The sequence below is a fragment of the Rathayibacter sp. VKM Ac-2857 genome (assembly GCF_013205025.1).
GTDB lineage: Bacteria > Actinomycetota > Actinomycetes > Actinomycetales > Microbacteriaceae > Rathayibacter.
The window spans coordinates 831696-856324 of the sequence record NZ_JABMLE010000001.1 but is presented as its reverse complement, the minus strand read 5'-3'; the positions used below and the strand labels follow the sequence as shown (position 1 = coordinate 856324).

Sequence of the window (24629 nt, the reverse complement as noted above, 5' to 3'; positions counted from 1 at the left end):
GGCCCCAGTATCGACCCGGTCGCGCCTTCCCACAATGGCGGCGTGGACGTGCCCATCGCCTCCGGGCCCCCGCCGCGCGCCCTTGCTGATCGACGAGCCCGCGGAGTGGGCGTATCGAGCGGAGGGGGCGCCTTCGGCGCCATCGCGGGGCGGGGACGAGACCGACGTTCTTGCGGTAGGTGGGTCTCGATACGCCCCTTCGGGTCTACTCGACCAGCATGCAGGCGGGCGTCTTTTCCAAATAGATCCCCGCGTCCGACAGGGGTGGGTCTGCTGAGAAAGCTCACCTAGTGCGTATGGGGAGAACCATGCTGATCGAGTAGCCCGCGGAGCGGGCGTATCGAGATCCACCGGCGTCAGAAGCCGAGTCTGCAGACCCGCTCTGCTGACGAAGGCGGGTCTCGATACGCCCCTGCGGGGCTACTCGACCAGCATGATGCGGCGCAGCCGCGTCCTCTCCCTCACCAGCGAGACGCGAAGCGGCTTCGCCGCTCGATACGCCGCCTGCGGAGGCTGCTCGACCAGCATGACTGCAGGCATCTTCTGCTGATCGTCCTCTCATGCTGATCGAGTAGCCCGCGGAGCGGGCGTATCGAGATCGACCAGCGTCAGAAGGACGAGTCTGCAGACCCGCTCTGCTGACGAAGGCGGGTCTCGATACGCCCCTGCGGGGCTACTCGACCAGCATGACGCGGCGCAGCCGCGTCCTTTCCTCCACCACCGAGACGCGAAGCGGCTTCGCCGCTCGATACGCCGCCTGCGGCGGCCACTCGACCAGCGCGGACGGCGCGGCTTCTACAGCTCTGCGCGGGTCGGGGGGTTCGCGCCGGAGCGGGAGGTGGTGATGCCGGCGACGCGGGCGGCCCAGTGGCCGATCGCGCGCAGGGACGGCTCGTCGAGGAGCAGGCCGTTCGGCGCGCCCAGGCCCTGGCGGAACGCCTCGTCGAGGACGGCGCCCATCGCGGAGTCTCCCGCGCCGATGGTGTCGGCGACGACGATGCGCGCGGCCGGGACAGTGGCCCGGGCGACGGCGGAGGCGAGCAGCAGGCCCTCGCCGCCGCGGGTCACGACGGCGAGCTGCGCGCCGAGCCCGAGCAGGCGGGTCAGCACCTCGTCGAGCTGCATCGTCGGGTAGAGCCAGTGGGCGTCCTCGTCGCTGAGCTTGACGATCTCGCAGGCCGCCGCGACCCGCTCGAACCGGGTCAGCGCGTCGCTGTGCTCGCCGACCAGGGCGGGGCGGATGTTCGCGTCGACGCTCGCGGTGACGCCGGCCGGCAGCGCCTCGAGCAGCTCGACGATCGCGGAGCCGCCCGGCTCGAGGTACACGGCGATCGAGCCGGTGTGCACATGGGTCGCGCTGGTCGGATCGGCGGCCGGCGGGTTCCAGGAGAGGTCGAAGACGTACTCGGCGGAGCCGTCCGCCTGCAGGCGGGCACGGGCGGTCGAGGTGCGCTCGGCGTCGCCGTGCAGCACGGTCACGCCGGAGGCGCCCAGGTGCTCGGCGATGCGGCGGCCGCGGTCGTCATCGGCGATGTCGGTGACGAGGGTCGCCTCGCGTCCCAGCCGGGCGAGCGTGAGCGCGACGTTCGCGGGCGAGCCGCCCACGTGCTCCGTGCTCGCGCCGTCGCGCTCGACGATGTCGATCAGGGCTTCGCCGATGACGAGGATGCGGGGCGCCGCGCTGTCGCGGACGTCGGTGGAGGACATCCCGCCATCATGCCGGTCCGCACGCCGTCGTCGCGAGACCTCCCGCGCGCCCTCAGGCTCCGGCACGGTCGTCGGCCAGCACCTCGTCGACGGTGGTGAGGGTGATCAGCGGGGCGTAGAGCGCCATCGCATCGAGCGCGCGGGCGTGATCGGCCTCGGAGGCCCCCGCGCACGCGTCCGTCACCACGCGCACCGCGACGCCCGCGTCGGCCGCGGCGAGCGCCGTCGACAGCACGCAGCAGTCGGTCGAGACGCCGGTGAGCACCAGGGAGCGGGAGTCGTCGAGCAGCGCCTCGAGCTCGGCGCCCCACTTGCCGAAGGTCGGCGCGGTGATCGTGCGGTGCCCCTCGAAGCCGGGGACGAGCGCGTAGAGCGGATCGTCGTCGGGCACGAGCGCGAACGGCCACTCGCGGTAGTAGGGCACCCAGGAGCCGCGGGGCTCGGCCGGTGCGACGAACCGGGTGGTGACCACTCGCTCGCCGAAGCGGGGGAGTAGCCGGGTCGTCCCCTCCGCCGCACGGGCGAACTCTGCCGACGCCCACGGCGAGGACGCGTCGGCGAAGACGTGCTGCAGGTCGATCGCGACGAGCAGGCTCACGCGTCGGCCTCCTGGCGCCGCACCGCGGACCGCGAGAGGACGAGCGTGCCGGCGAAGCCGATCACGAGGGCGACCAGCACGCCGAGGTTGGCTCCGGCCCACTCGCCGTCGCGCCCCCCGATCGGGCCGAGCAGGTAGCCCTCCCACTCGAAGCCGGGGGAGTAGTTGACGACGAGGCCCCAGCCGATCACAGCACCGACGACCACGAGCAGCACCGGCGCGATCGAGACGCTGCCGTAGCGGCCGCGGGAGGTGTAGAGCGCCTCCTGGTCGTAGTCGCGGCGGCGGAGGATCAGGTCGGCCAGGAAGACGCCCAGCCAGCCCGCGATCGGCACGCCGAGCGTGATCAGGAAGCCCTGGAACGGGCCGAGGAAGTCGCCCGCGATGAAGACGACGTAGATCGCGCCGAGCACCATCAGCACGCCGTCGATGCCGGCCGCCACCGGCCGGGAGACCTTGAGGCCGGTGCTGAGCAGTGCGAGGCCCGAGGAGTAGATGTCCATCACGGCGCCGCCGATCAGCCCCAGCAGGGCCACGACGATGAAGGGCAGCAGGAACCAGGTCGGCAGGATGCTCGCGAGCGCGCCGATCGGGTCGAGGCCGATCGCGTCGGAGAGCTCCTGCGAGGAGGCGGCGAGCAGCAGTCCGACCACCACGAGCACGACGGGCGCGACGGCGCCGCCGATCGTGGTCCAGCCGATGACCCCGGCGGTGCCGGCGGTGCGGGGGAGGTAGCGCGAGTAGTCGGCCGCAGCGTTCACCCAGCCGAGCCCGAAGCCGGTCATCATGAAGACGAGCCCGCCGATCACGGCCCCGGCCGACCCCGAGGGCAGGCTGCCGACGGCGGCGAGGTCGATGCGGTCGAGCACGAGCACGACGTAGACCACCGTGAGCACGGCGGTGGCGATCGTGATCGCGAGCTGCAGCCGCATGATGAGCCGGAAGCCGGCGATCCCGGCGATCACGATCAGCGCCGCGACGACGATCAGCGCGACGACCTTGGTCAGCACGCCGCCGTCCCAGCCGAACTCCTCGAAGACGGTCGCCGTCGCGAGCACGGCGAGAGAGGCGAGCACCGTCTCCCAGCCCACCGTGAGCAGCCAGGAGATCACCGCGATCAGCCGGTTGCCGTCGACGCCGAAGGACGCGCGGCTGAGCACCATCGTCGGGGCCGAGCCGCGCTTGCCCGCGACCGCGACGAAGCCGCAGAAGAGGAAGGAGACGACGATCCCGATCACGGCGACCGCGGTCGCCTGCCAGAAGGACAGGCCGAAGCCGAGCAGGAACGAGCCGTAGCTGAGCCCCAGCACGGAGACGTTCGCGGCGAACCACGGCCAGAACAGGTCGCGCGGTCGGCCGTGCCGCTCCGACTCCTGGATGGTGTCGAGACCGTTGAGCTCGATGCCGCCGGCGGGCCGGGTGGTCGGTTCGGGAGAGGTCATGGCGTCCCTCGTTCTCGCGCGGAAGGCCCGGGCGAACGCCGGATCCTGTCGAATGTAGTGCAGGATCGGCGCCCGATCGCGGCGGCCGGGAAGACCGGTGGACGACTCCGCGCGACCCGCCCCTGGGGAGGAGACCCGCTCAGTCCTCCGCGCGCTCCAGCAGCCCCCGCAGCGTCTCGAGGTCGGCCGCGACCCGGTCGCAGTCCTCGTCCCACTGCTCGAGCGTCATCCCGTCGTACCGGCGGACGGTGAAGGCGACCTCGGCGCCGTCGCCGTTGGCGAGGATCCGGAGCGGATTGTCGAAGACCCGGCCGCCCGCGGTGATCACCCGGTGGTCCGCGACCCCGAAGTCGTTGCGCGGGGCAAAGACGATCTCGACCCGCCCCATCGGCGAGTCGGCGAACCAGTGCCCGTCCACCTCCTCGACCGACGCCTGCGCCAGTCCCGCCGCCCAGAGCGACAGGTTCGAGGGATCGACGACGAAGGAGTACACCTCGTCGGCGGGTGCGTCGATCACGACGCCGACCGGGCGCGACTCGTACAGGACCATCTCAGTCTCCTTCCGCGGCGAAGCTCGCCACCAGCAGTGCCGCGAGCGCGGTCCGCTCGAGCATGCCCTCGATGCTGACCGATTCTCCGCGGGCGTGCGCACCCTCGCCCGGCGCGCCGAGTCCGTCGAGCACCGGGATCCCGAGGGCGGCGATCAGATTGCCGTCGCTCGCGCCGCCCACCGCGGTCTCGGTCAGCGGCAGGTCCATCGTCTTCGCGACCCGCTCGGCCCGGCGGTAGAGCGCACCGACGGCGGCCGTCCGCTCGAACACCGGCCGCTGCCACGAGCCGCGCACCTCGATCCGGATCCGCTCGTCGGAGGCCTCGAGCGCGTTCATCTCGGCCTCCACGCGGGCGGCCTCGGCCGAGCCGCGGATCCGCACCTCCAGCTCGAGCCGCACCTTCGCGGTCGTCACGTTCACGCGGCTGCCGCCCTTGACCACGCCGATGTTGACGGTCGTGCCCGCCTCGGGCCGGGCGATCCCGAGGACACGCGGGATCAGCGCGCCGAGCTCGTGGATCGCACTGGCCCCCTTCTCGGGCTCGACGCCCGCGTGCGCCTCGACCCCGACGACGTCGACCACGAAGTTGCCGATCCCCTTGCGCGCGGTCTTCACCGCGGTGCCGATCGCCCCCTCGAACACGAGCGCCGCCTCCGCCCCGCGGCTCTGGTGCTCGAGGAAGCTGCGCGAGGTGAGGCTGCCGACCTCCTCGTCGCCGTTCATCACCAGGCGGACGGCCGGGTGGGCCAGGCGGGCGTGCCGCAGGGCCAGCACCAACCAGACCATCTGCACGAGGCCGACCTTCATGTCGTAGCTGCCCGGTCCGCTGAGGCGGTCGCCGTCGACGGCGAACGGCCAGGAGCGGGTGGTGCCGAGCGGCCAGACGGTGTCGTAGTGCCCCAGCAGCGCCACGAAGGGCCGCGAGCCGCGCGGCCCCCGGCCGGCGGCGCTGCCCGGGAAGGTCCAGCTCGAGGCGCTCGGGCAGTCCTGCTCGCGGAGGTGCTCGACCTCGCCCGCGTGCCCGAGCCGCTCGCCGACCCAGTGCACGAGGAACGCGTGCAACTCGTCGAGCGCGTCGAGCGAGTCGCTCGGGCTCTCCATCATCACGAGGTGTCGGACGTCGTCGAGGATGCGCGCGCGCTGGTCGCGGAGGAAGGTGCGGACGCGAGCGGCGTCGGCGGCATCGGGGAAGGTCACCGCTCCGGAGTACCAGAGTGCGGCGCCCGGCGCGAACCCGCGTCCGCGGTGAACCGGATGCCCCGCCTCTACGTTGGAGGAGGGAGAGGTGGAGATGTCCGAGGATCAGGCCGAGATGCTGCGTGCCCTGCACGACGAGCACTCGGCGGCGCTGTGGCGCTTCGTCCTCCGGCTCACGGGCGACCGCCAGCTGGCGGAGGACGTGGTGCAGGAGGCGCTGCTGCGCGCCTGGAAGCACCCGGAGATCCTGGCCCAGGGCGAGGCCGCGGCCCGCTCATGGCTCTACACCGTCGCCCGCAACATCGTCATCGACGACCGGCGCAGCGCGCGGCACAACCGCGAGTTCGGCACCGACGAGGTGCCCGAGCGCGCGCACGGCGACCGGACCGACCAGGTGCTCGACGCCTGGCTGCTCTCGGAGGCGCTGACCACCCTCAGCCACGACCACCGGGCGGTGATCGTGCACGCCTACTACGGCGGGCGCACGGTCGGCGAGATCGCCGAGCTGCTGGGCATCGCGCCCGGCACCGTCAAATCGCGGATGCACTACGGCATGCGGGCGCTGAAGCTCGCCCTGCAGGAGAAAGGCGTGACCGAACCGTGAGCACCGATCAGCAGAGCGACGACGCCCTCCGCGACGACGCCTTCCGCGACTGGGACGCGGCGTACCTCCTCGGTGCGCTCTCGCCCGCCGATCGCCGCGCCTACGAGCAGCACCTGCGCGGCTGCCCCGGCTGCCGCGACGCGCTCGGCGAGTTCGTCGCGATCCCCGGCCTGCTCGCGCACCTGCCGAAGGAGGAGGCGCTCGCGCTGCTCGAGACGGAGCAGCGCGTCGAGGAGTCCGCCCCGCCCGCCCTGCTCGCGCACCTCGCCCGGGCGACCGACGCGCTCCGCCGCCGCACCCGCTTCCGCATCGCCGGCCTCGTGCTCGCCGCCGCCGGGGTCTCCGCAGCCGCCGCGATCGCCCTCCCGCTCGTCGTCGGCACGCCGCCCGCCGTGGTCGAGAACACCGTGGCGCTCGCCGCGGCGCCGGGTGTGCCGGTCGAGGCGTCGGTCCGGTTCGTGCCGGAGCAGTGGGGCACCCGGATCGACATGGACTGCAGCTGGGAGAGCGCAGGTGCCGGGACCGCGTCCGCAGGCTCCGCGCCCGTCGGCTACGTCATGTACGTGACCGACACCGCCGGCTCCTCCGAGGCGATCGGCTCGTGGACGAGCACCCCCGGCTCGACGATGGAGCCGAGCCTCTCGACCGGCCTTCCGCTGGCCGAGATCGCCTCGGTCGAGGTGCGCCTCCAGGGCTCCGAGCAGGTCGTCCTCACCGGCAGCCCCTGACGCGGGGTCCGGGGCCGACCCCGATCTCCCAGGTGCCGAGCCGCAGGACTGAGTAGCTTCTCAGTCATGACGATCGCGACCCTCGCCCTCGCCCCTGCCTCCGTGACGGCGGCCTCCTCCACCGACAGCATCGACGAGCTCTCCGGGCTCGTCGGCGTCGCCGCCCGCGTGATCGCGGCGCTGGGCGAGGCCGGTGTCGGTCTGCTGACGCTGATCGAGACGGTGTTCCCGCCGATCCCGAGCGAGCTGGTGCTGCCGCTGGCGGGCTTCCTCGCCCAGCAGGGGCGGATGAACCTGGTGCTCGTCGTGATCACCGCGACCCTCGGCGCCTACCTCGGCGGGCTGATCCTGTACTGGCTCGGCTACCGCATCGGCACCGAGCGCTCGATCCGCCTGCTGTCCAAGCTGCCCCTGGTCGACCGCGAGGACTTCGAGAAGGCCGTCGGCTGGTTCCGCCGGCACGGCACCTGGGCCGTCCTCTTCGGCCGGCTCATCCCCGGCGTCCGGAGTCTGATCTCGCTGCCCGCCGGTGCCGAGCGGATGAACCTGCTGCTGTTCTCCGGGCTGACGATCCTCGGCTCCGGCGTCTGGAACGGCCTGCTGATCGGCCTCGGCGCAGCGCTCGGCACCCAGTACGAGCTCGTCGACCAGTACGCGGGCGTGCTCGACGCGATCATCTACGGCGCCATCGGCGTGGTCGTGCTGCTGCTCGTGGTCCGCAGCATCCGCCGCCACCGCGGTGCGCGCAGCAGCCGGGGCTCCCGCCGCCACTGAGCCCGCCGCACTGAGCCCGCCGGCGCCGACCCCGTCGGAACCGATCCCGCTCGGTCCGAGCCGGAGGGTACCGGGAGCGCGGGCCGATCGCGACCGTCCCCCGTGTCCCCTCCGCCGTCCCGCGGATGTGCCCTAGCGTTCGAGGGGTCAGCCCCCGACGAGAAGGAACGCCATGCCCGAGAACTCCGCCGAGAACGCCGCCGCTACTCCGTCTCCCGCTCTCTCCCGCACCGCCGTCGAGCGCAGCTGGATCATCGGCGTCTCGCTGATCGCCATCGCCCTCGGCGTGATCGCGGTGCTGATCCCCGGCCCGACCCTGCTCACCGTCGCGATCGTCTTCGGCATCCACCTGATCGCCGCGGGCGTCTTCCGGCTCCTGCTCGCCTTCACCGCCACGCGGCTGCAGAACCGGGTGCGCTGGCTCGCGGGCCTGCTCGGCGCGCTGATCCTGGTCGCCGGCATCCTCTGCCTGTCGAACCCGTTCGAGTCGCTGAGCATCCTCGGCCTCGTGATCGGCCTGGGCTGGATCCTCGACGGCGTCTCGAGCATCACCAGTGGCCGCACCGTCGCCGGCCCCGTGTGGCTGCCGATCGCCGCCGGCATCGCCTCGGTGATCGCGGGCCTGCTCACGGTCATCATGCCGGTGCTGGCCCTGTCCGCCTTCGTCACCGTCGCGGCGATCCTGCTGATCGTCGTCGGCGTCTCCGGCCTGCTGCTGCTGCCGGGCCGCACGAGGACCGCGCCGGGGACCGCCGAGGCGCGTTAGACGTTCCAGATGCCGAGGAGCTGCACCGGGATCGCGTAGGCGAACCAGGACAGCGGCGCGAGGATCCAGTTCGCGAGGATCCGCCGACGCCCGTCCGCGTGCGCCAGCACCACGGCGACCTCGGAGCGGGCGATCCGCGGCGAGTAGAGCAGCGGCGCGTTCGCGACGATCGACAGCAGCGCCCCGATGATGACCGGTCCGCCGGCGAGGACGAAGAGACCCGGCTCGGTCTGCAGCGCGTACGCCGTGGCGACGATCAGCCAGATCGCGAGCAGGGTGACGGCGGTGGCCCGGCTCGCCCGCTGGGCGAGGCTCCGTCCGGAGGCGATCACCGGGTCGAGCGGCTCCGACCGGTCCGCCCGCACGGCTCGCACGGCCCGGAAGCGGAGCACGACGGCGACGACCAGCGCGAGGACCGCGTACGGCAGTCCCGCCCGCGTCAGCACGAGCGGCAGCCACGGGGCGCTCAGGGCGAGGGCGCTCCCGAAGAGACCGCCGAGCACCAGCATGCCGAGCGGGACGACGACCACCAGGCTCAGCGGGAACCGCGGGGGACCGTCGTGCCGCGGGTCGGAGGCCGCGTGCTCGGGCTCACCGACCGGCCGCTCGCCCGTCGCCCGCTCACCGGCCGCTCGCGGGCCGTCCTCGTGATCGCCGACGTCCCCGGTCCCCGTGCTCTCGGCCCCCATGCCGTCGACCCTAGCCCGGCCCGCGAGGCGCGGCGGGCCCGTGGCACGATGGCGCCGTGAGCACCGCCGACCCCGCCGCCGAGCCGGACCCCGCCCCCGAGCCGGACCCCGCCTCCGAGCCCGACCCCGTCCCCGAGCCCGACCTCGTCCCCGAGCTGCTCGTCGCGGATCTCGAGCGCAGCCTCGCCTTCTGGTGCGGCCCCTGCGGCTTCGCGGTCCGCTACGCGCGGCCGGAGGAGGGCTTCGCGTCTCTCGTCCGCGGCAGCGCGCACGTGATGATCGACCGGATCGGCAGCACCCGCGACTGGATCACCGCGCCGCTGGAGCGGCCACTGGGCCGGGGCCTCAATCTCCAGATCCGCGTCGACGACGCCGACGCCGTCGCGGCGGCCCTCGATGCCGCGGGGGTGCCGCTCTTCGCGCCGGCCGAGTCCCGCTGGTACCGGGTGGGGGAGGAGGAGGCGGGGGTCCGCCAGGTCCTCGTCACCGATCCCGACGGCTACCTGCTGCGCTTCCAGTCCACGCTCGGGCGGCGCCCGGCGACGTGAGCCGAACGGCGCGCGCCATCATGCCAGCGGAGGACGCCGCCGACCGCCGCGGACTGGTTCCATCGGTTCCATGTCCACTCCGTCCACCGGCACGCTCGCGCTGCCGACCGTCGATCCCGCACTCTCCGCGCCGCCCTCCGATCCCGCGTCCGCCGTCCTCTCCGACGACGACGACGAGGTCCTCCGCCCGGCCGACCTCGTCACCGCGCTGACCGGCGTCGCCCTCGGCTTCTTCGCTGTCTTCGTGCACGGCCTCACCCAGTGGTCGTACGTCGGGCCCACCGTCGAGCGGGCGGGCGTGCTCGGCTGGCTCGCGCCGGCGCTGGTCGGGCTGATCTGCGTCGTCACGGCGGCGGCGTCCGTGGCCGTCCGTGCCGTGCGCCGGGAGAGCCGTCGCCGGGAGACCGGTCGCCGGGCGCCCGCGCCCACCGGAGCCGCCTCGTGACCGCGGTGCTCGCCGTCCCGTCCGCGGCGGCCCCCTCCGTCGCCCTCGCGCAGGAGCTGCTCCTGCGCACCGGCTGCGCCCGCCCCGGGCTGCCCTGGGTCGTCGGGACCGACGCCGGTCCGGTCGTCGACCTCGTGCTCCTCCGGTGCGGCGCGCACCTGCTCGACCTCTCCGAGGAGGCGGTCGCCAGGATCGCTCTGTCGATCGCCACCGGCCGCCCGGTCGACCTGCAGTCGGCCTTCGCGCACTTGACCCGCGACCACGCCGAGGCCGTGATGATCGCGGTGGCCTCGGCCGGCGGGCACGACCGGGTCGAGAGCCGCATCGTGCTCGTCGACGGCGAGCGCCGGGTCGAGAGCGTGCCCCCGCTGGGCGTCTGGCCGGACCGCGGAGTCCGGCCCGGCCGCGGCACCCTCGCGGACCGCTCCGTCTGACCGGGCCCGGTGCCACCCCCAGACGCGGGTGGCACCGCGGTCGTCCTGCCGCTCCGCGTCGCTACGGCCTTTCGCAGATCCCCGGCTTAGGGTGTCCGTGTGCAACGTGTCGACGATTTCCCAGGAGCCGGACCGGTGGCGACCTCCCCCGAGTCCGGTGACCCGCGCGAGGCGTCCGCCCTCCAGCTCCCCTCCAACGCCGCGACGCCCGCCCAGGTGACGAGCGGCGAGGCCGGCTACCAGGGCGGCAATGCGGCCGACCCGGTCTGGCAGTCCTGGCGGGAGGAGCTCGCCAAGGTCGGCGGTCCCTCGCCCCTCCTGCACTTCGTCGACTCGCCGCGCACCCGCATCGAGCTGTCGACGACGCACCCCGGCGGGCTGCCGCCGTTCATCTCGGGCAAGACGACCCTGCTCTCCTCCCTGATCCGCGACGAGCTGGCGCTGCGCACCGCGAAGAACGCCGCCGCCGCCATCACCGACAAGGGGATCGAGCTGCGCTCGGTCCGCGGCATCGAGGGCGTGCACCTCGCGATCGGCCTCGCTCAGTGGCGCGCGGGCGAGACGGAGTTCACCGCTCCCGTCCTGCTGCGACCGCTCGCGATCCGCCGCTACGGCCGCGACTTCGAGCTCAAGCTCAAGGGCCAGCCCTACTTCAACCCGCAGCTGGCCCGGGCGCTGAAGCAGCAGTTCGGCATCACGATCGACCCGGAGCAGTTCGTCGAGCTCGCGGTGCAGAACGGCGTCTTCAAGCCGCAGCCGGTGATCGATCAGCTCCGCGGTCTCACCTCGCACCTGCCCTGGTTCGCCGTGCACCCGCGCCTGGTGGTGTCGAGCTTCGCCGACGTCGCCGGCGACATGCTCCGCGACGCCCGGATGCTCGAGCACCCCGTCCTCGACGCGGTCGCCGGCAACCCGGCCGCCAAGCGCGCGCTGCAGCAGTCGCAGAAGGTGGCGTCGATCATCCCGCAGGACGAGCGTCCGCCGGCGACTGACAACCTCCTCCTGGACGCCGACGCCGAGCAGGAGCAGGTCATCGCGAACATCGCGGCCGGCAACTCGCTCGTCGTGAAGACCCTGCCCGGAACCGGCGGCACCCAGACGATCGTCAACGCGATCGGCGCGCTCGCCGCCCAGCACAAGCGCGTCCTCGTCGTCGGCGCCCGCCGCTCCAGCCTCGACAGCATCCACCAGCGGCTGCTGTCCGCGGGGCTCGGCGGCATCGCCGTCAGCCCCCGGACGCTCCGCCGCGACCTCATCCAGTCGATCGGCCGCAACGAGAAGGCCGCGCGTCCCTCCGTCAGCGAGATCGACGACGCGCTGCTGCGCCTGCGCAAGGTGCTGCTCGACTACCGCGGCGCCCTCTCGCGCCGTGACCCCAGCTTCGGCGTCTCCGCGCTGCAGGCCCTCGAGGAGCTGGCGCGCCTCTCGCAGCTGCGCACGCCCCCGTCGACCGCCGCCCGCCTCGACCGCCGCGCCGTGACCGCCCTCGCGCACAGTCGCCCCGAGGCCACCCGGATGCTGATCGAGTCGGCCCGCCTCGGCGAGTTCCGCTACGGCCCGGGCGACTCGCCCTGGTACGGCGCGCAGTTCGACTCCACCGCCGACGCCGAGGCCGCGCACGAGCTGGCCAAGCGCCTGCACCTGCGCGACCTGCCGCGCCTGCTCGACCGCGCCCAGGACGTCATCGCGCAGACGCGCATGCGCCCGTTCGAGTCGGTCGCCGAGCTCGGCATCTACCTGCGCCTGCTGCAGGACGTCCGCGAGACGCTCGACAAGTTCCAGCCGGCCGTCTTCGACCGCTCGATCCAGGACCTCATCGTCGCCACCTCGCCGCGCCGCGAGGCCGCCGAGATGTCCTCGACCAACCGACGCCGCCTGAAGAAGCTCGCCCGCGAGTACATGCGGCCCGGCGCGCACGTCACCGACCTCAACGCGTCGCTCCGCCGCGTGCAGCAGCAGCGCACGCTCTGGCAGCGCTACGCCGTCGCGGGCACCGTCCCCGAGGTGCCGGTCGGCGTCGCCGACGTGCAGGTCGCGTTCCAGCAGGTGTCCGACCAGCTCGGCCGGCTCGACGAGCCGCTCGGCCGTCGCGGCAGCAGCACGCCGCTGGCGTCGCTCCCGCTCGCCGAGCTCGTCTCGATGGTCTCCGGCCTCGCCGAGGACAGCGAGGTGCTCGCCAACCTGCAGGAGCGCACCACCCTGCTCTCGACGCTGCGCGAGTGGGGCCTGGACCCGCTGCTGACCGACCTCTCGCGCCGCCACGTGCCGGCCGAGCTGGTCGCGATCGAGCTCGACCTCGCCTGGTGGCGCTCGGCGCTCGAGATCATGCTGACCGACGAGCGCGCCCTGCTCGGCGGCAACACCAGCGTGCTCGACCGCCTCGAGGCCGACTTCAAGCTCGTCGACGAGGCGCACGCCGCCTCCAGCGCCGAGCTGCTCGCCTGGAAGCTCTCGGAGACCTGGAAGATCGGGCTCGTCGACTGGCAGCTCGAGCGCGACGCGCTGCGGGCGCTGCTGCGCTCCGAGGCCTCGACCACGCCGCAGGAGCTGCAGAAGGCCGCGCCGCACCTCTCCCGCGTGCTCGCTCCGGCCTGGCTCGCCTCGCCCTACGAGGTGCACCGCATCGGGACCGAGACCACCTTCGACGCGGTCTTCCTCGTCGACGCCGGCGCCACCACGCTCGCCGAGAACGTCGGAGCGATCCGCCGGGCCAAGCAGGTCGTCGCGTTCGGCGACCCGGTCACGCAGACGCCGACGCCGTTCTCGCTCCGCGTCGACGAGACCGTGGAGTTCGGCAGCGCCGCCTCGCGCACCGATGTCGAGGCGCTGCACGCGCAGTCGGCGCTGGCGCGGTTGGGCGAGCTGCTGAACACCGTCACGCTCACCCGCAGCTACCGCGCGGGCGGCGAGGACCTCGCCGAGCTGGTGAACCGCCGCTTCTACGGCGGCCGGATCGACTCGCTGCCGTGGGCCGGCTCGTTCCTCGGGCACGACTCGCTCCGCTTCCACTACATCGCCAGCGGACACGGCATGCCGGAGAACGACTCCGGAGCGGTCGAGTCGGTCGACGCCGAGGTCGCGAAGGTCGTCGAGCTGGTGCTCGAGCACGCGGTCATCCGCCCGCGCGAGTCGCTGATGGTGATCACCGCGAGCCCGCGGCACGCCGTCCGGGTGCAGCAGGCCGTGCTGACCGCGTTCGCGAAGCGCGCCGACCTCAACGACTTCATCCTCGGCGACCGGCCCGAGCCGTTCGCGGTCGTGACGCTCGAGCAGTCGGTGGCGCAGAGCCGCGACCGGGTGATCTTCTCGATCGGCTACGGCCGCACCCCGCACGGCCGCCTGCTCTCCAACTTCGGTGCGCTGGCCGAGCCGGGCGGAGAGCGCCTGCTCGCCGTCGGCATGACCCGGGCCCGCCGCTCGATGGACATCGTCTCGTGCTTCCGCCCCGGCGACATCGACGAGTCGCGGATGCGCTATGGCATGGTCGCGCTCGCCCAGGTGCTGCAGGAGGCGGAGGACCGCGTCCAGCCGAGCGACCGCGACGACTACTCCGAGCCGATGCTCGTCGACCTGGCCGCGCGCCTCGAGCGCCGCGGACTGCGCGTCAACATCGGGCACAAGGGCAAGCTCGCGCTGGTCGCGGCGCACGGCACCCGCGCCGTCGTCGTCGAGACCGACCGCGACGTCAGCACGCAGAGCCTCCGGGTCTCGCTGCGGCTGCGCCCGGAGCTGCTGCGCCGCCTCGGCTGGCACTACCTCCGCGTGCACAACTTCGAGCTGTTCGCCGACCCCGAGGCCGTGGCCGCGCGGGTCGCCGGGCTGATCGGCGCCCCGCAGGACGAGACGTCGACCGGTCCGATCGAGGTGCCGGTGGGCGCCGGCGCGCCGATCGTCGAGGACGCCGCTCCGGCGTCGAGCGAGACGCAGCCGATCACGCCCCTGCCCGCCGACTGAGCGTGCCCGAGGACTCCCGGGCCGCCGCGCCCGCCGGTGCCGACCGACCGCTCCGGCGCTCGCGCGGCGGCCGGCGGGCGACCCTCCCCGCGAAGCCGGGCACCGACCCGTCCCCCCACGACGCCGTCGTCCCCGACCCCGAGGCACCGCCCGCGCGCCCCGACACGGGCCCGAACGACGCCCGCCTCCGCCAGGACGTCCCCCCGCACTACTGACCCCTTCCGCGAGATGCCACTTATGAGCGCGACACGCCGTGAAAAGCGTGCACAAGTGGCATCTCGCGGGCCGCGCACGACGACGGCCCACCGTGCAGGAGCACGATGGGCCGTCGTCGTCGCGGTAGTGGGTCAGTTGCAGGTGCGGGCCGAGTAGGGGGCCGTCACCGTCGAGGTGACGGACTTGCCGCCGACCGTGGCGGTCGCCGTGACCGTCGCCTCGCCCGCGGCGAGCTGGGCGGCCCGGACGGTGAAGGCGGCGGAGGCGTTCGAGCCCGCCTTGACGCCGACGAAGGACTTGGTGCCCGCCGTCGAGGTGACGGTGACGTCCATCGGGACGGTGTCGCCGTTGGTCGCGACGACCGTCAGCACCACCTTGCCGGCGACGCAGCGGGTGGTCGCCGCGGCCGTCAGCTTCAGCGAGGACTGGACGGTGACCGTGGCGGTCACCGGCATCCGCGAGTCGTCCTGCGCCGTGCCCCGCACCGTGAAGGTGCCGGCGGCGGCGTAGGAGGCGGGGGCGACGGCGTCCCAGGTGACGGCGACGGTGCGCTTCGCGCCGTCGGCCGTCGTGAGCTCCGCGGTCGGCAGCACCGGGGCGACACCGGCGGCGGTCGAGACCGCGATCGGAGCGACCGAGGTGACGGCGATGGCAGGGGCGTACGCCTCGAGCATCCGCTGGTACTCGGCGCGGGTCACCGGGATGACCGTGCCGTGGCGGGGCTTGCCGCCGTCGGAGTTCTGCGGCAGGTTCTCCCGCAGCTTCGCGCCGAGCGGCTGCCAGGCGTCGGCGGCCAGGTCGTCGGTGCCGAACGGGATGTAGTGGTTCGGTCCCGCGTGGTAGTCCGGCTGGTCGATGAAGAGGAACCAGTCGAGGCCGTTCACGTCGCCCTCGTTCGCGGGGAAGACGTTCGGGCCCTCACCGCTGGTGAAGGTGCCGTTCGGCTCGCCGTTGGGCAGGCCGGAGGCGACGCGCTCCTTGACCAGGGTCCACTCGTCCGCCGGTCCGGTGGCGCCGGGCAGCGTGCCGCTGACCGTGGCGAGCAAGTCGGTGCTCTTCTCCTCGCGCAGCGTCATCGACGCCTCGTCCTTGGTGAAGCGGTAGTAGGTGTCGCCGTCCTTCGCGATGGTCGAGTCGATCGTGCCGCGGCCGGTGCCGCGCTTGACGTCGATCCACGGCTTCGCCTCCGAGAAGGTGACGAAGTCGTCGGTGGTCGCGTACATCATCTGGTTGTAGGTGACGGCGGTGCGGTCCGCGGCGTTCGTCGTCGGGTACATGTTCGAGGCCCAGAACACGACGTAGGTGTCGAGCTCGTCGTCCCAGTACGCCTCGGGCGCCCAGGTGTTGCCGGCGAAGTCGGTCGAGACCTTCACGTGGCGCTGCGCCGACCAGTTCACCAGGTCGGTCGACTCCCAGACCTCGATGTACTTCGAGCCCGACTTCTGCGCGGTGTCGAAGCCGCCGGCCAGGCCGTCGATCTTGAGGTCGGTCGCGAGCATGAAGAACTTGTCGCCCTCGTGCGAGCGGATCACGAACGGGTCGCGCAGGCCCTTGGTGCCCTGGTCCGAGGTGAAGACGGGCTGTCCGCCGTTCAGAGTGTTCCAGTCGAGGGCGTCGTTCCCCTTCGAGGCGGCGAGGCTGACGCGCTCGGCGCCGGCGCCCTCACCGGTGAAGAAGGCCCAGACGTAGGCCTCGGTGTCGTCCTTGCCGGTGGGCAGCGGCTGGAGGCGGAGGGTGAAGTCGCGGGTGCGCGTCACCGATCCGCTCGTCGCGGTCGCGCGGACCGTCACATCGACGGCCGGGCTGCCCGCGGCGGGGCGCTCGACGACGATGGTGCGGCTGTCGGCCGTGCTGCCGTCGCGGATCGTCGCGGCGCTCGAGCCGAGGACGCTCCAGGCGATGCTCGAGCCGAGGGCGCCGCGGGCCGGCACCGAGATGTTGGTGCGGACGTCGCCGGCCTGGGCGACGGTGACGGCGTCGAGGTCGCGCTGGACCTTGTCGGTGTCCGCGAGCTCCGCGGTGACGACCACGGGGTAGTCGACGGTGCGCGTGTCGGTGCCGGAGGTGAAGGTGGCGGTGAGCGTCACGGCGGCGTCGGGGGAGCCGGCGGCCGGTCGCGTGACGACGGCGCTGCCTCCGGAGACGGCGATGGCCGTGCTGTTCGAGCGCCAGGTCACGGCGACGCCGGCGCTGCTGGTGGGCAGCGCGAAGCCGGTGGTCGCGGTCGTCGGGATCGTGACGGAGGCGACAGCGCGGTCGATCGCCTGCGACGAGTAGAGCGCGGTGACCGCGTCGGCGGTGAGCGCGCTGTCGTAGACCGCGAAGTCGTCGACGAGGCCGTTCCAGCCGGCGTCGTTGTAGGTCGAGCGGCCGAGGTAGCCGACCAGGGAGGCGCCGAAGGACGAGACGTTGCGCGCGATAGCGTTCTGGCCGATCCGGGTGCCGTTGACGTAGACCGAGAGCGTCCCGTTCGTGCCGTCGATGACCGTCGTGTAGAGCGAGTAGCCGGCGGGCGTGCGCAGGCCGGTGCTGGCGGCGTTCGTCGAGCCGGGGCCGACCTCGGTGCCCCACGGGGCGCCGGCGTTGGTCGCGTTCGTGACGACCGACTTGACGAAGCCGGCCGGGTTCGTCGGGTTGAGCAGGTAGTAGCCGGAGGAGTAGGACGCGCCGGCCGCGACCGGGGCGCCGAGGAACGCGGCCGCGGTGTTCGCGGGCCCGGTCCGGTTCGAGAGCCAGGTGGAGATCGTGAGGTCCTTCTTGCCGACCAGGCCCGTCGTCGGGATGTCGACGTAGGGGGCCGCGGCGGCCGAGCCGCCCGGCAGGCTGAGCGCGCCCGCGGCGACGGTGGCGCCGCTGCCGCGCAGCGTGCCGTTGTAGCCGTTGCCGCTGCTGTCGGCGACGGTGGTGCCGGTCGGTGCGGTGTCGAAGCTGTAGTGGAGCAGCGGCTGCGCCGTCGCTCCGGAGGCGGAGACCGGGAGGGCGGCTCCGAGCAGCGCGGTGGCTGCGATCGTCGTGGTCGCCAGGGCGGTCCGCAACGTCGATCGTGATCGTCTCATGCAGGGTTCCTCGTCGTCGAGAGGGCGACGAGGCCGCGGACCCTCGGGCGAGGGCGCCGGTGCTCCGTCGCACGGGTGGTGAGGAACCACACACTAAAGGCTCGCGAGGGCGACACGCGAGCACTTTGTTACCGTTAACAAGAATTGACTCGAGGGGGCTCTGGTAGTGCGCTCCGGGGACATCGCCCGACGCGCGGAGAGGGGTGGCGACCTCGCGATCACCGCCCCTCTGCGCCGTCACCGCTGGTCAGTCGACGTGCTTGCCGGAGTTCGCGGTGGTCGCGGTGCCGCCGTTGGCGAGCAGGTCGCGGATGTCGGCGAGGAGCTCCAGCTCGGTGGGCGCCTTGTCCTCGGCCGCGGGCGCATCGTCCATCTTCTTCTTGAACGCGGCGTTCTTGAGGTGGTTGATCGGCAGCACGAACGCGAAGTAGAGCACGAAGGCGACGATCACGAACTGGATCAGGGCGGAGAGGACCGCGCCGTAGGCGATGACCGTGTCGTCCTCGCCGCCCACGCCCTTGCGGATGGTCCAGCCGAGCGCCTGCAGCGACGAGGCGTCGAAGAGCACGCCGATGATCGGGTTGAAGATCCCCGTCACGAGCGCATTGACGATCGTGGTGAACGCGGCGCCGATGACCACGGCGACCGCCAGGTCGATGACGTTGCCGCGGAGGATGAACTCTTTGAAGCCGTTGATCATGATCTGTTCCGTTTCTGCCGACGGGCGGTGGGGAATGCGCGGGGGCGGACCGGCTCCCGGAGGAGCGCCGGCCCTAGGAGGAGGAGCCCGACCCGGAGGACGGCTTCGAGGAGGAGGAGCCCGAGGATCCGGACGAGCCGGAGGAGGACCCCGAGGACGAGGAGCCCGAGGAGCCGGACCCGGAGGACCCCGAGCCCGAGGAACCCGACGACGAGCCAGAGCCGCCGGAGGACGATCCGCCGGATCCCGAGCCGGTCGTCGCCGGAGTCGACGAGCCGCCGCCCGACTCGCCCTTCGACTCCTTCGACCCGGAGCCCGACCCCGACGCGCGCGAGTCGGTCCGGTAGAAGCCCGACCCGTTGAAGGTCACGCCGACCGCGCTGAAGACCTTGCGCAGCGCGCCCTGGCAGCTCGGGCACTCGGTGAGCGAGTCGTCGGTGAACTTCTGCTGGATGTCGAAGGCGTTGCCGCACTGGGTGCAGCGGTAGGAGTAGGTGGGCACTGGTGCTCCTGAGGCGGGTGACGGCGGCGGGGGAGAAAGAGAAGGAAGAAGGGAGCGGGTCAGCGGCGGATGTCGACGATGCCCGAGGGGGTGACGACGCCGTCGACCGCCTGGTCGTGCACCTCGCTGGGCACGTGCTCGACGAACTCGCTGTCGAAGATCACCGCATAGACCGGCGGGCACTTCTCCATCGAGCCGAGTGTCTTGTCGAAGTAGCCGCGGCCCCAGCCCATCCGCATGCCGCGATGGTCGACGGTGGCGGCCGGGACGATGATCAGGTCGACGTCGTTGATCGCGATGGGGCCGAGCAGCTGCCCGACCGGCTCCGGCATCCCGAAGAGGCCCTGCGTCTCGGTGTGGCCGTCGCCGACCGCCCAGTCGAGCAGGCCGTCCTGGCGGGAGATGGGGAAGAGGACCCGGATCCCGCGGCTCTCGGCCCAGCCGAGGAAGGGGCGGGTGCTCGGCTCGTCCGGCGCCGACAGGTAGCAGGCGATCGACTGCGCGCCGACCCGGGTCGCCAGCTCCTCGAGGTGCTCGGTGAGGTGCAGGGTGGCCTGCTCGCGGGCGGTCGCGGTCTGCGTGCGTCGGCGCTCACGGAGCTCGGCGCGCAGCGCCCGCTTCTCGTGGGTGATGTCGGCTGGCATGGAGCCCAGTCTAGATCCGGGGTGTCGGGCGGCTTCCCCGGCCGGATCGCGCTCGGGAGGAGTGCGGAATCGCGCTCGCGAGGAGTGCCGGATCGCGATCGTGAGGAGTCCTGCGGCGGCTCTGTCCGCGAGCGGGGTACACGGCGGTCAAGCCCCGATCCACCCGAAACGTGCCGGACCACGGCCGCCGCTAGTATGGCGCCCCATGGGCACTCGAATCCGCAAAGCCGTCATCCCCGCCGCCGGTCTCGGCACCCGCTTCCTGCCGGCGACCAAGGCCATCCCCAAGGAGATGCTGCCCGTCGTCGACAAGCCGGCGATCCAGTACGTGGTCGAGGAGGCCGCGGACGCCGGACTCCAGGACGTCCTCGTCATCATCGGGCGCAACAAGAACGCGCTCGCCAACCACTTCGACTCGGTCCCCGAGCTCGAGCAGAACCTCGCCAAGAAGCTGGACGACGCCAAGCTGGCGCACGTGCAGTACGCGAGTGACCTCGCCGACGTGCACTTCGTCCGCCAGGGCGAGCCGAAGGGCCTCGGGCACGCCGTCTCGCGCGCGCAGCGCCACGTCGGCGACGAGCCCTTCGCCGTCCTCCTCGGTGACGACCTGATCGACGCGCGCGATCCGCTCCTCACCCGCATGATCGACGTGGCGGAGCAGCGCGACACCACGGTCGTCGCCCTCCTCGAGGTCGACCCCGACCAGATCCACCTCTACGGCTGCGCCGCGGTCGAGGCCACCGACGAGGACGACGTGGTGCGCATCACCGGCCTCGTCGAGAAGCCGTCCAAGGAGGACGCGCCCTCGAACCTCGCGATCATCGGCCGCTACGTCCTCAAGCCCGACGTGTTCGGCGTGCTCGAGCACACCGCGCCCGGCAAGGGCGGCGAGATCCAGCTCACCGATGCCCTCGAGCGCATGGCGCAGGACCCGGCCGAGTTCGGCGGCGTCTACGGCGTCGTCTTCCGAGGCCGCCGCTACGACACCGGCGACAAGCTCGACTACATCAAGGCCATCGTGCAGCTCGCCTCCGACCGCGAGGACCTCGGGAAGGACCTCAAGCCCTGGCTGAAGGACTTCGTCGCGGGCCTCTGAGCGCGGAGCCCGCTTCGCGGAGCCTGCTGCGCAGGCGCTGCATCTCGCGGGACCGCTCCGCGGCCCCCGCATGCTGATCGAGTAGCCCGCGCAGCGGGCGTATCGAGATCCACTGTCGCCCGCAGTCGAGTCTGCAGACTCGATCTCCTGATGGACATGGGTCTCGATACGCCCCTTCCGGGGCTACTCGACCAGCATGAAGTCCGCCCTTTCTCGGGCGGGCGTGCTCTGCCTGCTGATCGAGTAGCCCGCGCAGCGGGCGTATCGAGATCCACCGTCGCCCGCGGTCGAGGTTGCAGACCCGCCCTCCTGATGGATGTGGGTCTCGATACGCGCCTGCGGCGCTACTCGACCAGCATGGAGTCCGCCGGGGTCGCCCCTTCATGAGCGGGCGGGCCCCTGCATGCTGATCGAGTAGCCCGCGCAGCGGGCGTATTGAGATCCACCGTCGCCGGCGGTCGAGGTTGCAGACCCGCCCTCCTGATGGACGTGGGTCTCGATACGCGCCTGCGGCGCTTCTCGACCAGCATGATCCGGCGATCGTCCCTGCTCGAGCCCCTGCCGCTTTCCGGCGCTCCGGTCCACCCCCTTCGACCGCCGCGGCCGCGCAGTAGGGTCAGCACATGCCGCTGCCGATCCCGACGCTCACCGAGGGTCGTGTCACCATCCGCCCGATCCGGGTCCGGGACGCCCGCCCCCTCGAGCGCGAGCTGATCGCGAATCGCGCCTGGCTGCGGCAGTGGGAGGCGTCCGACCCCCGCGGCGGCGCGGCCTTCGACGTGCGGGCCAGCATCCGGTCGCTGCAGCAGAACGCGCGCGCCGGCGGCGGCGTGCCGTTCCTGATCGACTGGGACGGCGAGCTGGCCGGCCAGCTCAACATCTCCAACATCGGTTACGGCTCCCTCTCCTCCGGCTCGATCGGCTACTGGGTCTCCGAGCGCTACGCCGGCCGCGGCATCACCCCCGTCTCGGTGGCGCTCGCCACCGACCACGCCTTCTTCGATCTCGGCCTGCACCGGATCGAGATCTGCATCCGCCCCGAGAACCGGCCGAGCCTGCGCGTGGTCGAGAAGCTCGGCTTCCGCTACGAGGGCCTGCGCCGCCGCTTCATCCACATCAACGGAGACTGGCGCGACCACTTCTGCTTCGCCCTGGTGGCGGAGGAGGTGCCGCGCGGAGTATTGCGCCGCTACCTCGAGGGGCAGGTGCCGTCCGACGTCGGCGTGCCGACCGACGCCGACCAGCGCGCCTCCCGCAGATCGGGCCTCTCCGGACCGCCCGACGGCGCCGGTGTCCCCCCGACGGGGAGCCGATTGATCCGCGATCCGCACGGACACACCTACCCGTAATGACGGACGGGAGCGCCCCGTGCTCCTAGCGTTGGTCGCATGAGTAGCGACTGGCTGGGCGGGGGCGTCGTCTGGGCGCTCGCCGCCGTTCTGTGGGTCGCCTATCTCATTCCCGCGTGGATGCGCCGGCGGTCGTTCTACGCGACCGAGCGCAACGCGGTGAGGCTCCAGCAGACCCTGCGGATCCTCGCCGAGACCGCCGAGGTGCCCGAGCACGTGCGTGCGGAGGCGACGGCCCGCGAGGTCGCGCTGCAGCAGCGCACCCTCCGGGCGACCGAGACCAAACAACGAGCCGAAGAGAAGGCACAGGCGATGGAGCTGGCACAGGCGGAGAAGGCGGCGCGCGAAGCGCTGCGGCGGGCGGCCGCGAGCACGCGGCAGAGCACGCGGACGGCTCCCGGCGCGATGCGCTGGCGGCAGGGCGCGGCGCTGACGGTGCTGATCGGCCTCGTCGTCGCCCTCGTCGGGCTGGTCATGCTGCCCTTCGGCGGCGCGGGCGTCGTCCCGCTGGTCGGCGTGCTGGTGCTCGCCGCCGGGCTGGGCACCCTGATCCTGCTCGCTCCCGGCCGGCAGCGCAGCGCCGCTCCCGCCGCGGTCTCGACCAGCACCGCCGAGGTGGCCCGCCGCCGCGCCGAGGTCTTCGAGGCCGAGCTCGCCGAGGAGGCCGCCGCCCCCGAGGAGGAGACCGCCGCCGCCGAGGAGACCCGCTGGACGCCGCAGCCGCTGCCGAAGCCCCTCTACCTGTCCCGCGGCACCGTCGCGGCCAGCGCGATGGCCTCGATCGACGCCGTGGAGCGCCTCCGCGCCGCCGCCGCGGACGCCGAGATCGCCCAGCGCGCCGCCGCGTCGGCCCCCGAGGTCGCACCGATCCGCTCGCCGCGCGCGACCGGCCCGGTCCCCGTCCCCGAGGCGCCGCGCCCGTCCTCGCGCTTCGCCTCGATGGGCGTCGTCGAGGGCGTCGACGCGATCGACCTCGACCAGGCCCTGCAGCGCCGCCGCGGCGCCTGAGCGTTCCGACGCCCCCTCGGCCACGTGCTAGTGTGGACGAGTTGTTCGGGCCGGTGACGGCTCGGAAGGCACGGGTCCGTGGCGCAGTTGGTAGCGCGCTTCGTTCGCAATGAAGAGGTCAGGGGTTCGAATCCCCTCGGATCCACCACGACACGGAAGGCCCGCTCGGGAGAGCGGGCCTTCTGTCGTTTCGGGGCGGGATCGCTCGAGCGGGCGGGTCATTGCTGGCTCTCGCCTGAGACCGGCCGCGGACGCCGGGATCGACACCGTGCAGGGAGTCGCGCGGGGATGCGCGGCAGTGCCGTGTCTCGCGCCAGCGGCTTCACTGCGGGGCAATACTGATATTGACTCTGGGGAACCGTTCGCAGGAGCGGCGTGAGGACTCCGGAGGTCCTGGTCATGAGTGGAGTCGAATTGACGGCGGGTGTCCACCGGTGGAGCGGCAGCGGATCCACAGAGACGACCCGTGTACCTCGCCTGGCTCGCACCCGTCCCGTCGCTGCGCGTCTTCGAGGCGAAGGCTGCCGCACCGGCCGGGTGACCGGGCCGTGACCGTCGCCGCTCTCGTCGGAGGTCTCCTTGCGGGCCTGCTGATCGGAGGAGGGCGCGCACCGCGGCAGCGGCCAGGCCTGCTCGCGGCAGGTGTCCTCGTCCTCGCCGTTCTCCTCTCGATGCTCGCTGCGAATTCCTTCGCCCTCGGGAATGCGCTGCTCGCGGGCGCCGCCACGGGCCTCGGCGCGGCGGCGTACGCCGCCTCCGTCTGGAAGCGGCGGATCCCGGACCCGGAGATCTCCTGGGCCGGCTGGGCCTGGCGAGAGCTCGTCCACCCTCGGTGGGTCCGGAATCAGTTCGAGCAGGTCGGCAGACGGTGATGCATCTCTTAACCCGTACCGGTTCGAACAATCCGGCTTGGACAGCGACTCCTGGCCTCAACCCGCAGTGGCAGCCTGGCCGAAAAATCAGGAAGACGCTCCTCATCGTGAGCGCCACGCTGCTCCTCGCCCTGACCGCGTGCTCGAATCCTGCTGCTTCGGAGAGGCAGTCCGAACCGGCTCTCGACAGGCCTGCCTTCAGTGGTCCGTGGGCCTCGGAGTTCGCCGCCTCCTACGACCGGGCGACGGACGACTTCACCAGGTCCGTCATCGAGGACGGGACCGTCTCGGAGGAGGAGCGCGCGGAGATGATCGACCGCTTCACCAGGTGCGTGGCGGATCTCGGCTACGGCATCGACGAGTACGCGCTCGACGGGTCTTTCCACTTGACGTTCGCTCCGGATACGGATGCCGATGCCGCCAACGAGGATGTGAAGGGCTGCTCCCGCAGTTCGGGCGAGACCGAGATCGGCGCCCTCTCCAGCTGGACCCATCGCAACCCGGATCGGGCTGACGAGACCACGCTGATCGTGGAGTGCCTGATCCGCTCCGGGGTCGTGCCGTCCTCGTACTCGACGTCCGACTACGCGAACGACGTCTCGAATGACGACTACCCCTTCGCCGAAGAGGACGCGGGCCGGGCGGCGCTGGAGGGCTGCCGCCTCGATCCGCTCGGAGGCGGCACCTGAGACGGATTCGCACGAGGCCTCCTCCCGTCGTCGTGTCGGAACGGCGGACGGGTGGAGGAC

General features: G+C 72.5%; 24 protein-coding genes and 1 tRNA gene. 15 read left to right on the top strand and 10 right to left on the bottom strand.

All coding sequences use genetic code 11. The features are described 5' to 3' along the window. Positions 1-795 precede the first annotated feature (795 nt). From HQQ86_RS03845 to HQQ86_RS03825, 5 genes are all read right to left on the bottom strand, one after another. On the bottom strand, positions 796-1707 hold the full coding sequence (locus tag HQQ86_RS03845) for a carbohydrate kinase (protein WP_173286600.1): 912 nt from the start codon (positions 1705-1707) through the stop codon (positions 796-798). A gap of 52 nt (positions 1708-1759) precedes the next feature. Then, positions 1760-2305 (bottom strand): isochorismatase family protein, encoded by a 546-nt coding sequence (locus tag HQQ86_RS03840; protein WP_173286598.1) that lies wholly within the window; start codon positions 2303-2305, stop codon positions 1760-1762. After that, a complete protein-coding gene (locus HQQ86_RS03835; protein ID WP_173286596.1) occupies positions 2302-3747 on the bottom strand; it encodes a cytosine permease in 1446 nt (481 codons plus the stop codon). The genes HQQ86_RS03840 and HQQ86_RS03835 overlap by 4 nt, the downstream gene beginning before the upstream one ends. A 139-nt stretch (positions 3748-3886) precedes the next feature. Next, positions 3887-4297, bottom strand: a complete 411-nt coding sequence (locus HQQ86_RS03830) for an SRPBCC family protein (RefSeq protein WP_173286594.1) — start codon at positions 4295-4297, stop codon at positions 3887-3889. A gap of 1 nt (position 4298) precedes the next feature. After that, positions 4299-5495 (bottom strand): M20/M25/M40 family metallo-hydrolase, encoded by a 1197-nt coding sequence (locus tag HQQ86_RS03825; protein WP_216844922.1) that lies wholly within the window; start codon positions 5493-5495, stop codon positions 4299-4301. Positions 5496-5589: 94 nt separating this feature from the next. Between HQQ86_RS03825 and HQQ86_RS03820 the strand changes: the two genes are divergently transcribed. The 4 genes from HQQ86_RS03820 to HQQ86_RS03805 all read left to right on the top strand — a co-directional run bounded on the left by HQQ86_RS03820 (position 5590) and on the right by HQQ86_RS03805 (position 8367). After that, on the top strand, positions 5590-6099 hold the full coding sequence (locus tag HQQ86_RS03820; RefSeq protein ID WP_173287500.1) for a sigma-70 family RNA polymerase sigma factor: 510 nt from the start codon (positions 5590-5592) through the stop codon (positions 6097-6099). After that, complete coding sequence (locus tag HQQ86_RS03815) at positions 6096-6827, top strand: zf-HC2 domain-containing protein (protein ID WP_173286592.1); 732 nt, start codon at positions 6096-6098, stop codon at positions 6825-6827. Before HQQ86_RS03820 ends, HQQ86_RS03815 begins: the two co-directional genes overlap by 4 nt. Before the next feature lie 66 nt (positions 6828-6893). Beyond that, entirely contained in the window at positions 6894-7601 is a 708-nt protein-coding gene (locus HQQ86_RS03810; RefSeq protein ID WP_173286591.1) for a DedA family protein, read from the top strand. A gap of 172 nt (positions 7602-7773) precedes the next feature. Beyond that, positions 7774-8367, top strand: coding sequence for an HdeD family acid-resistance protein (locus HQQ86_RS03805; RefSeq protein WP_173286589.1), 594 nt, complete (start codon positions 7774-7776; stop codon positions 8365-8367). Here the strand turns inward: HQQ86_RS03805 and HQQ86_RS03800 are convergent. Continuing rightward, complete coding sequence (locus HQQ86_RS03800) at positions 8364-9056, bottom strand: hypothetical protein (RefSeq protein WP_173286587.1); 693 nt, start codon at positions 9054-9056, stop codon at positions 8364-8366. The genes HQQ86_RS03805 and HQQ86_RS03800 overlap by 4 nt on opposite strands. 56 nt (positions 9057-9112) lie before the next feature. On the opposite strand from HQQ86_RS03800, the gene HQQ86_RS03795 reads away from it, so the two are divergent. The 5 genes from HQQ86_RS03795 to HQQ86_RS03775 all read left to right on the top strand — a co-directional run bounded on the left by HQQ86_RS03795 (position 9113) and on the right by HQQ86_RS03775 (position 14652). After that, complete coding sequence (locus HQQ86_RS03795) at positions 9113-9604, top strand: VOC family protein (RefSeq protein ID WP_216844921.1); 492 nt, start codon at positions 9113-9115, stop codon at positions 9602-9604. A gap of 70 nt (positions 9605-9674) precedes the next feature. Then, positions 9675-10049, top strand: a complete 375-nt coding sequence (locus tag HQQ86_RS03790; RefSeq protein ID WP_173286585.1) for a hypothetical protein — start codon at positions 9675-9677, stop codon at positions 10047-10049. After that, positions 10046-10483 carry a hypothetical protein gene (locus HQQ86_RS03785; RefSeq protein ID WP_173286583.1) on the top strand — a complete coding sequence of 146 codons (438 nt, stop codon included), beginning with the start codon at positions 10046-10048 and terminating at the stop codon, positions 10481-10483. The genes HQQ86_RS03790 and HQQ86_RS03785 overlap by 4 nt, the downstream gene beginning before the upstream one ends. Before the next feature lie 216 nt (positions 10484-10699). Then, positions 10700-14437 carry a DEAD/DEAH box helicase gene (locus HQQ86_RS03780; protein ID WP_367948581.1) on the top strand — a complete coding sequence of 1246 codons (3738 nt, stop codon included), beginning with the start codon at positions 10700-10702 and terminating at the stop codon, positions 14435-14437. Between the two features lie 2 nt (positions 14438-14439). Then, the gene (locus tag HQQ86_RS03775) at positions 14440-14652 is read left to right on the top strand and encodes a hypothetical protein (protein ID WP_173286581.1); all 213 of its coding nucleotides are present in this window, start codon (positions 14440-14442) and stop codon (positions 14650-14652) included. 132 nt (positions 14653-14784) lie between these two features. On the opposite strand, the gene HQQ86_RS03770 is transcribed toward HQQ86_RS03775, so the two are convergent. The 4 genes from HQQ86_RS03770 to HQQ86_RS03755 form a co-directional block, all read right to left on the bottom strand. Beyond that, positions 14785-17709 (bottom strand): immunoglobulin-like domain-containing protein, encoded by a 2925-nt coding sequence (locus tag HQQ86_RS03770; protein WP_173286580.1) that lies wholly within the window; start codon positions 17707-17709, stop codon positions 14785-14787. A gap of 247 nt (positions 17710-17956) precedes the next feature. Continuing rightward, a complete protein-coding gene (gene mscL, locus HQQ86_RS03765; protein WP_173286578.1) occupies positions 17957-18409 on the bottom strand; it encodes a large conductance mechanosensitive channel protein MscL in 453 nt (150 codons plus the stop codon). A gap of 73 nt (positions 18410-18482) precedes the next feature. Continuing rightward, positions 18483-18911, bottom strand: a complete 429-nt coding sequence (locus HQQ86_RS03760) for an FmdB family zinc ribbon protein (protein ID WP_173286576.1) — start codon at positions 18909-18911, stop codon at positions 18483-18485. A 59-nt stretch (positions 18912-18970) separates the two neighbouring features. Then, positions 18971-19555, bottom strand: a complete 585-nt coding sequence (locus tag HQQ86_RS03755; protein ID WP_173286574.1) for a 5-formyltetrahydrofolate cyclo-ligase — start codon at positions 19553-19555, stop codon at positions 18971-18973. A 205-nt stretch (positions 19556-19760) separates the two neighbouring features. Between HQQ86_RS03755 and galU the strand changes: the two genes are divergently transcribed. The 6 genes from galU to HQQ86_RS03725 all read left to right on the top strand — a co-directional run bounded on the left by galU (position 19761) and on the right by HQQ86_RS03725 (position 24569). Beyond that, entirely contained in the window at positions 19761-20651 is an 891-nt protein-coding gene (gene galU, locus HQQ86_RS03750) for a UTP--glucose-1-phosphate uridylyltransferase GalU (protein WP_173286572.1), read from the top strand. Positions 20652-21274: 623 nt separating this feature from the next. Beyond that, positions 21275-22000 carry a GNAT family N-acetyltransferase gene (locus HQQ86_RS03745; RefSeq protein ID WP_123445236.1) on the top strand — a complete coding sequence of 242 codons (726 nt, stop codon included), beginning with the start codon at positions 21275-21277 and terminating at the stop codon, positions 21998-22000. 39 nt (positions 22001-22039) lie between these two features. Beyond that, a complete protein-coding gene (locus HQQ86_RS03740) occupies positions 22040-23008 on the top strand; it encodes a hypothetical protein (RefSeq protein WP_173286570.1) in 969 nt (322 codons plus the stop codon). A gap of 72 nt (positions 23009-23080) precedes the next feature. Then, positions 23081-23156, top strand: a tRNA-Ala gene (locus tag HQQ86_RS03735). A gap of 523 nt (positions 23157-23679) precedes the next feature. Further along, a complete protein-coding gene (locus HQQ86_RS03730) occupies positions 23680-23880 on the top strand; it encodes a hypothetical protein (protein ID WP_173286568.1) in 201 nt (66 codons plus the stop codon). Beyond that, positions 23880-24569 carry a hypothetical protein gene (locus HQQ86_RS03725; RefSeq protein WP_173286566.1) on the top strand — a complete coding sequence of 230 codons (690 nt, stop codon included), beginning with the start codon at positions 23880-23882 and terminating at the stop codon, positions 24567-24569. Before HQQ86_RS03730 ends, HQQ86_RS03725 begins: the two co-directional genes overlap by 1 nt. The last annotated feature ends 60 nt before the right edge of the window (positions 24570-24629 follow it).

What these genes read in the sequence shown, in the direction of transcription:
- mscL (WP_173286578.1), bottom strand. Translation starts at nt 18,409, where the DNA reads ATGATCAACGGCTTCAAAGAGTTCATCCTCCGCGGCAACGTCATCGAC.
- HQQ86_RS03740 (WP_173286570.1), top strand. Translation starts at nt 22,040, where the DNA reads ATGAGTAGCGACTGGCTGGGCGGGGGCGTCGTCTGGGCGCTCGCCGCC.
- HQQ86_RS03725 (WP_173286566.1), top strand. Translation starts at nt 23,880, where the DNA reads ATGCATCTCTTAACCCGTACCGGTTCGAACAATCCGGCTTGGACAGCG.
- HQQ86_RS03810 (WP_173286591.1), top strand. Translation starts at nt 6,894, where the DNA reads ATGACGATCGCGACCCTCGCCCTCGCCCCTGCCTCCGTGACGGCGGCC.
- HQQ86_RS03805 (WP_173286589.1), top strand. Translation starts at nt 7,774, where the DNA reads ATGCCCGAGAACTCCGCCGAGAACGCCGCCGCTACTCCGTCTCCCGCT.
- HQQ86_RS03730 (WP_173286568.1), top strand. Translation starts at nt 23,680, where the DNA reads ATGCTCGCTGCGAATTCCTTCGCCCTCGGGAATGCGCTGCTCGCGGGC.
- HQQ86_RS03745 (WP_123445236.1), top strand. Translation starts at nt 21,275, where the DNA reads ATGCCGCTGCCGATCCCGACGCTCACCGAGGGTCGTGTCACCATCCGC.
- galU (WP_173286572.1), top strand. Translation starts at nt 19,761, where the DNA reads ATGGGCACTCGAATCCGCAAAGCCGTCATCCCCGCCGCCGGTCTCGGC.
- HQQ86_RS03790 (WP_173286585.1), top strand. Translation starts at nt 9,675, where the DNA reads ATGTCCACTCCGTCCACCGGCACGCTCGCGCTGCCGACCGTCGATCCC.
- HQQ86_RS03835 (WP_173286596.1), bottom strand. Translation starts at nt 3,747, where the DNA reads ATGACCTCTCCCGAACCGACCACCCGGCCCGCCGGCGGCATCGAGCTC.
- HQQ86_RS03820 (WP_173287500.1), top strand. Translation starts at nt 5,590, where the DNA reads ATGTCCGAGGATCAGGCCGAGATGCTGCGTGCCCTGCACGACGAGCAC.
- HQQ86_RS03830 (WP_173286594.1), bottom strand. Translation starts at nt 4,297, where the DNA reads ATGGTCCTGTACGAGTCGCGCCCGGTCGGCGTCGTGATCGACGCACCC.
- HQQ86_RS03755 (WP_173286574.1), bottom strand. Translation starts at nt 19,555, where the DNA reads ATGCCAGCCGACATCACCCACGAGAAGCGGGCGCTGCGCGCCGAGCTC.
- HQQ86_RS03770 (WP_173286580.1), bottom strand. Translation starts at nt 17,709, where the DNA reads ATGAGACGATCACGATCGACGTTGCGGACCGCCCTGGCGACCACGACG.
- HQQ86_RS03845 (WP_173286600.1), bottom strand. Translation starts at nt 1,707, where the DNA reads ATGTCCTCCACCGACGTCCGCGACAGCGCGGCGCCCCGCATCCTCGTC.
- HQQ86_RS03800 (WP_173286587.1), bottom strand. Translation starts at nt 9,056, where the DNA reads ATGGGGGCCGAGAGCACGGGGACCGGGGACGTCGGCGATCACGAGGAC.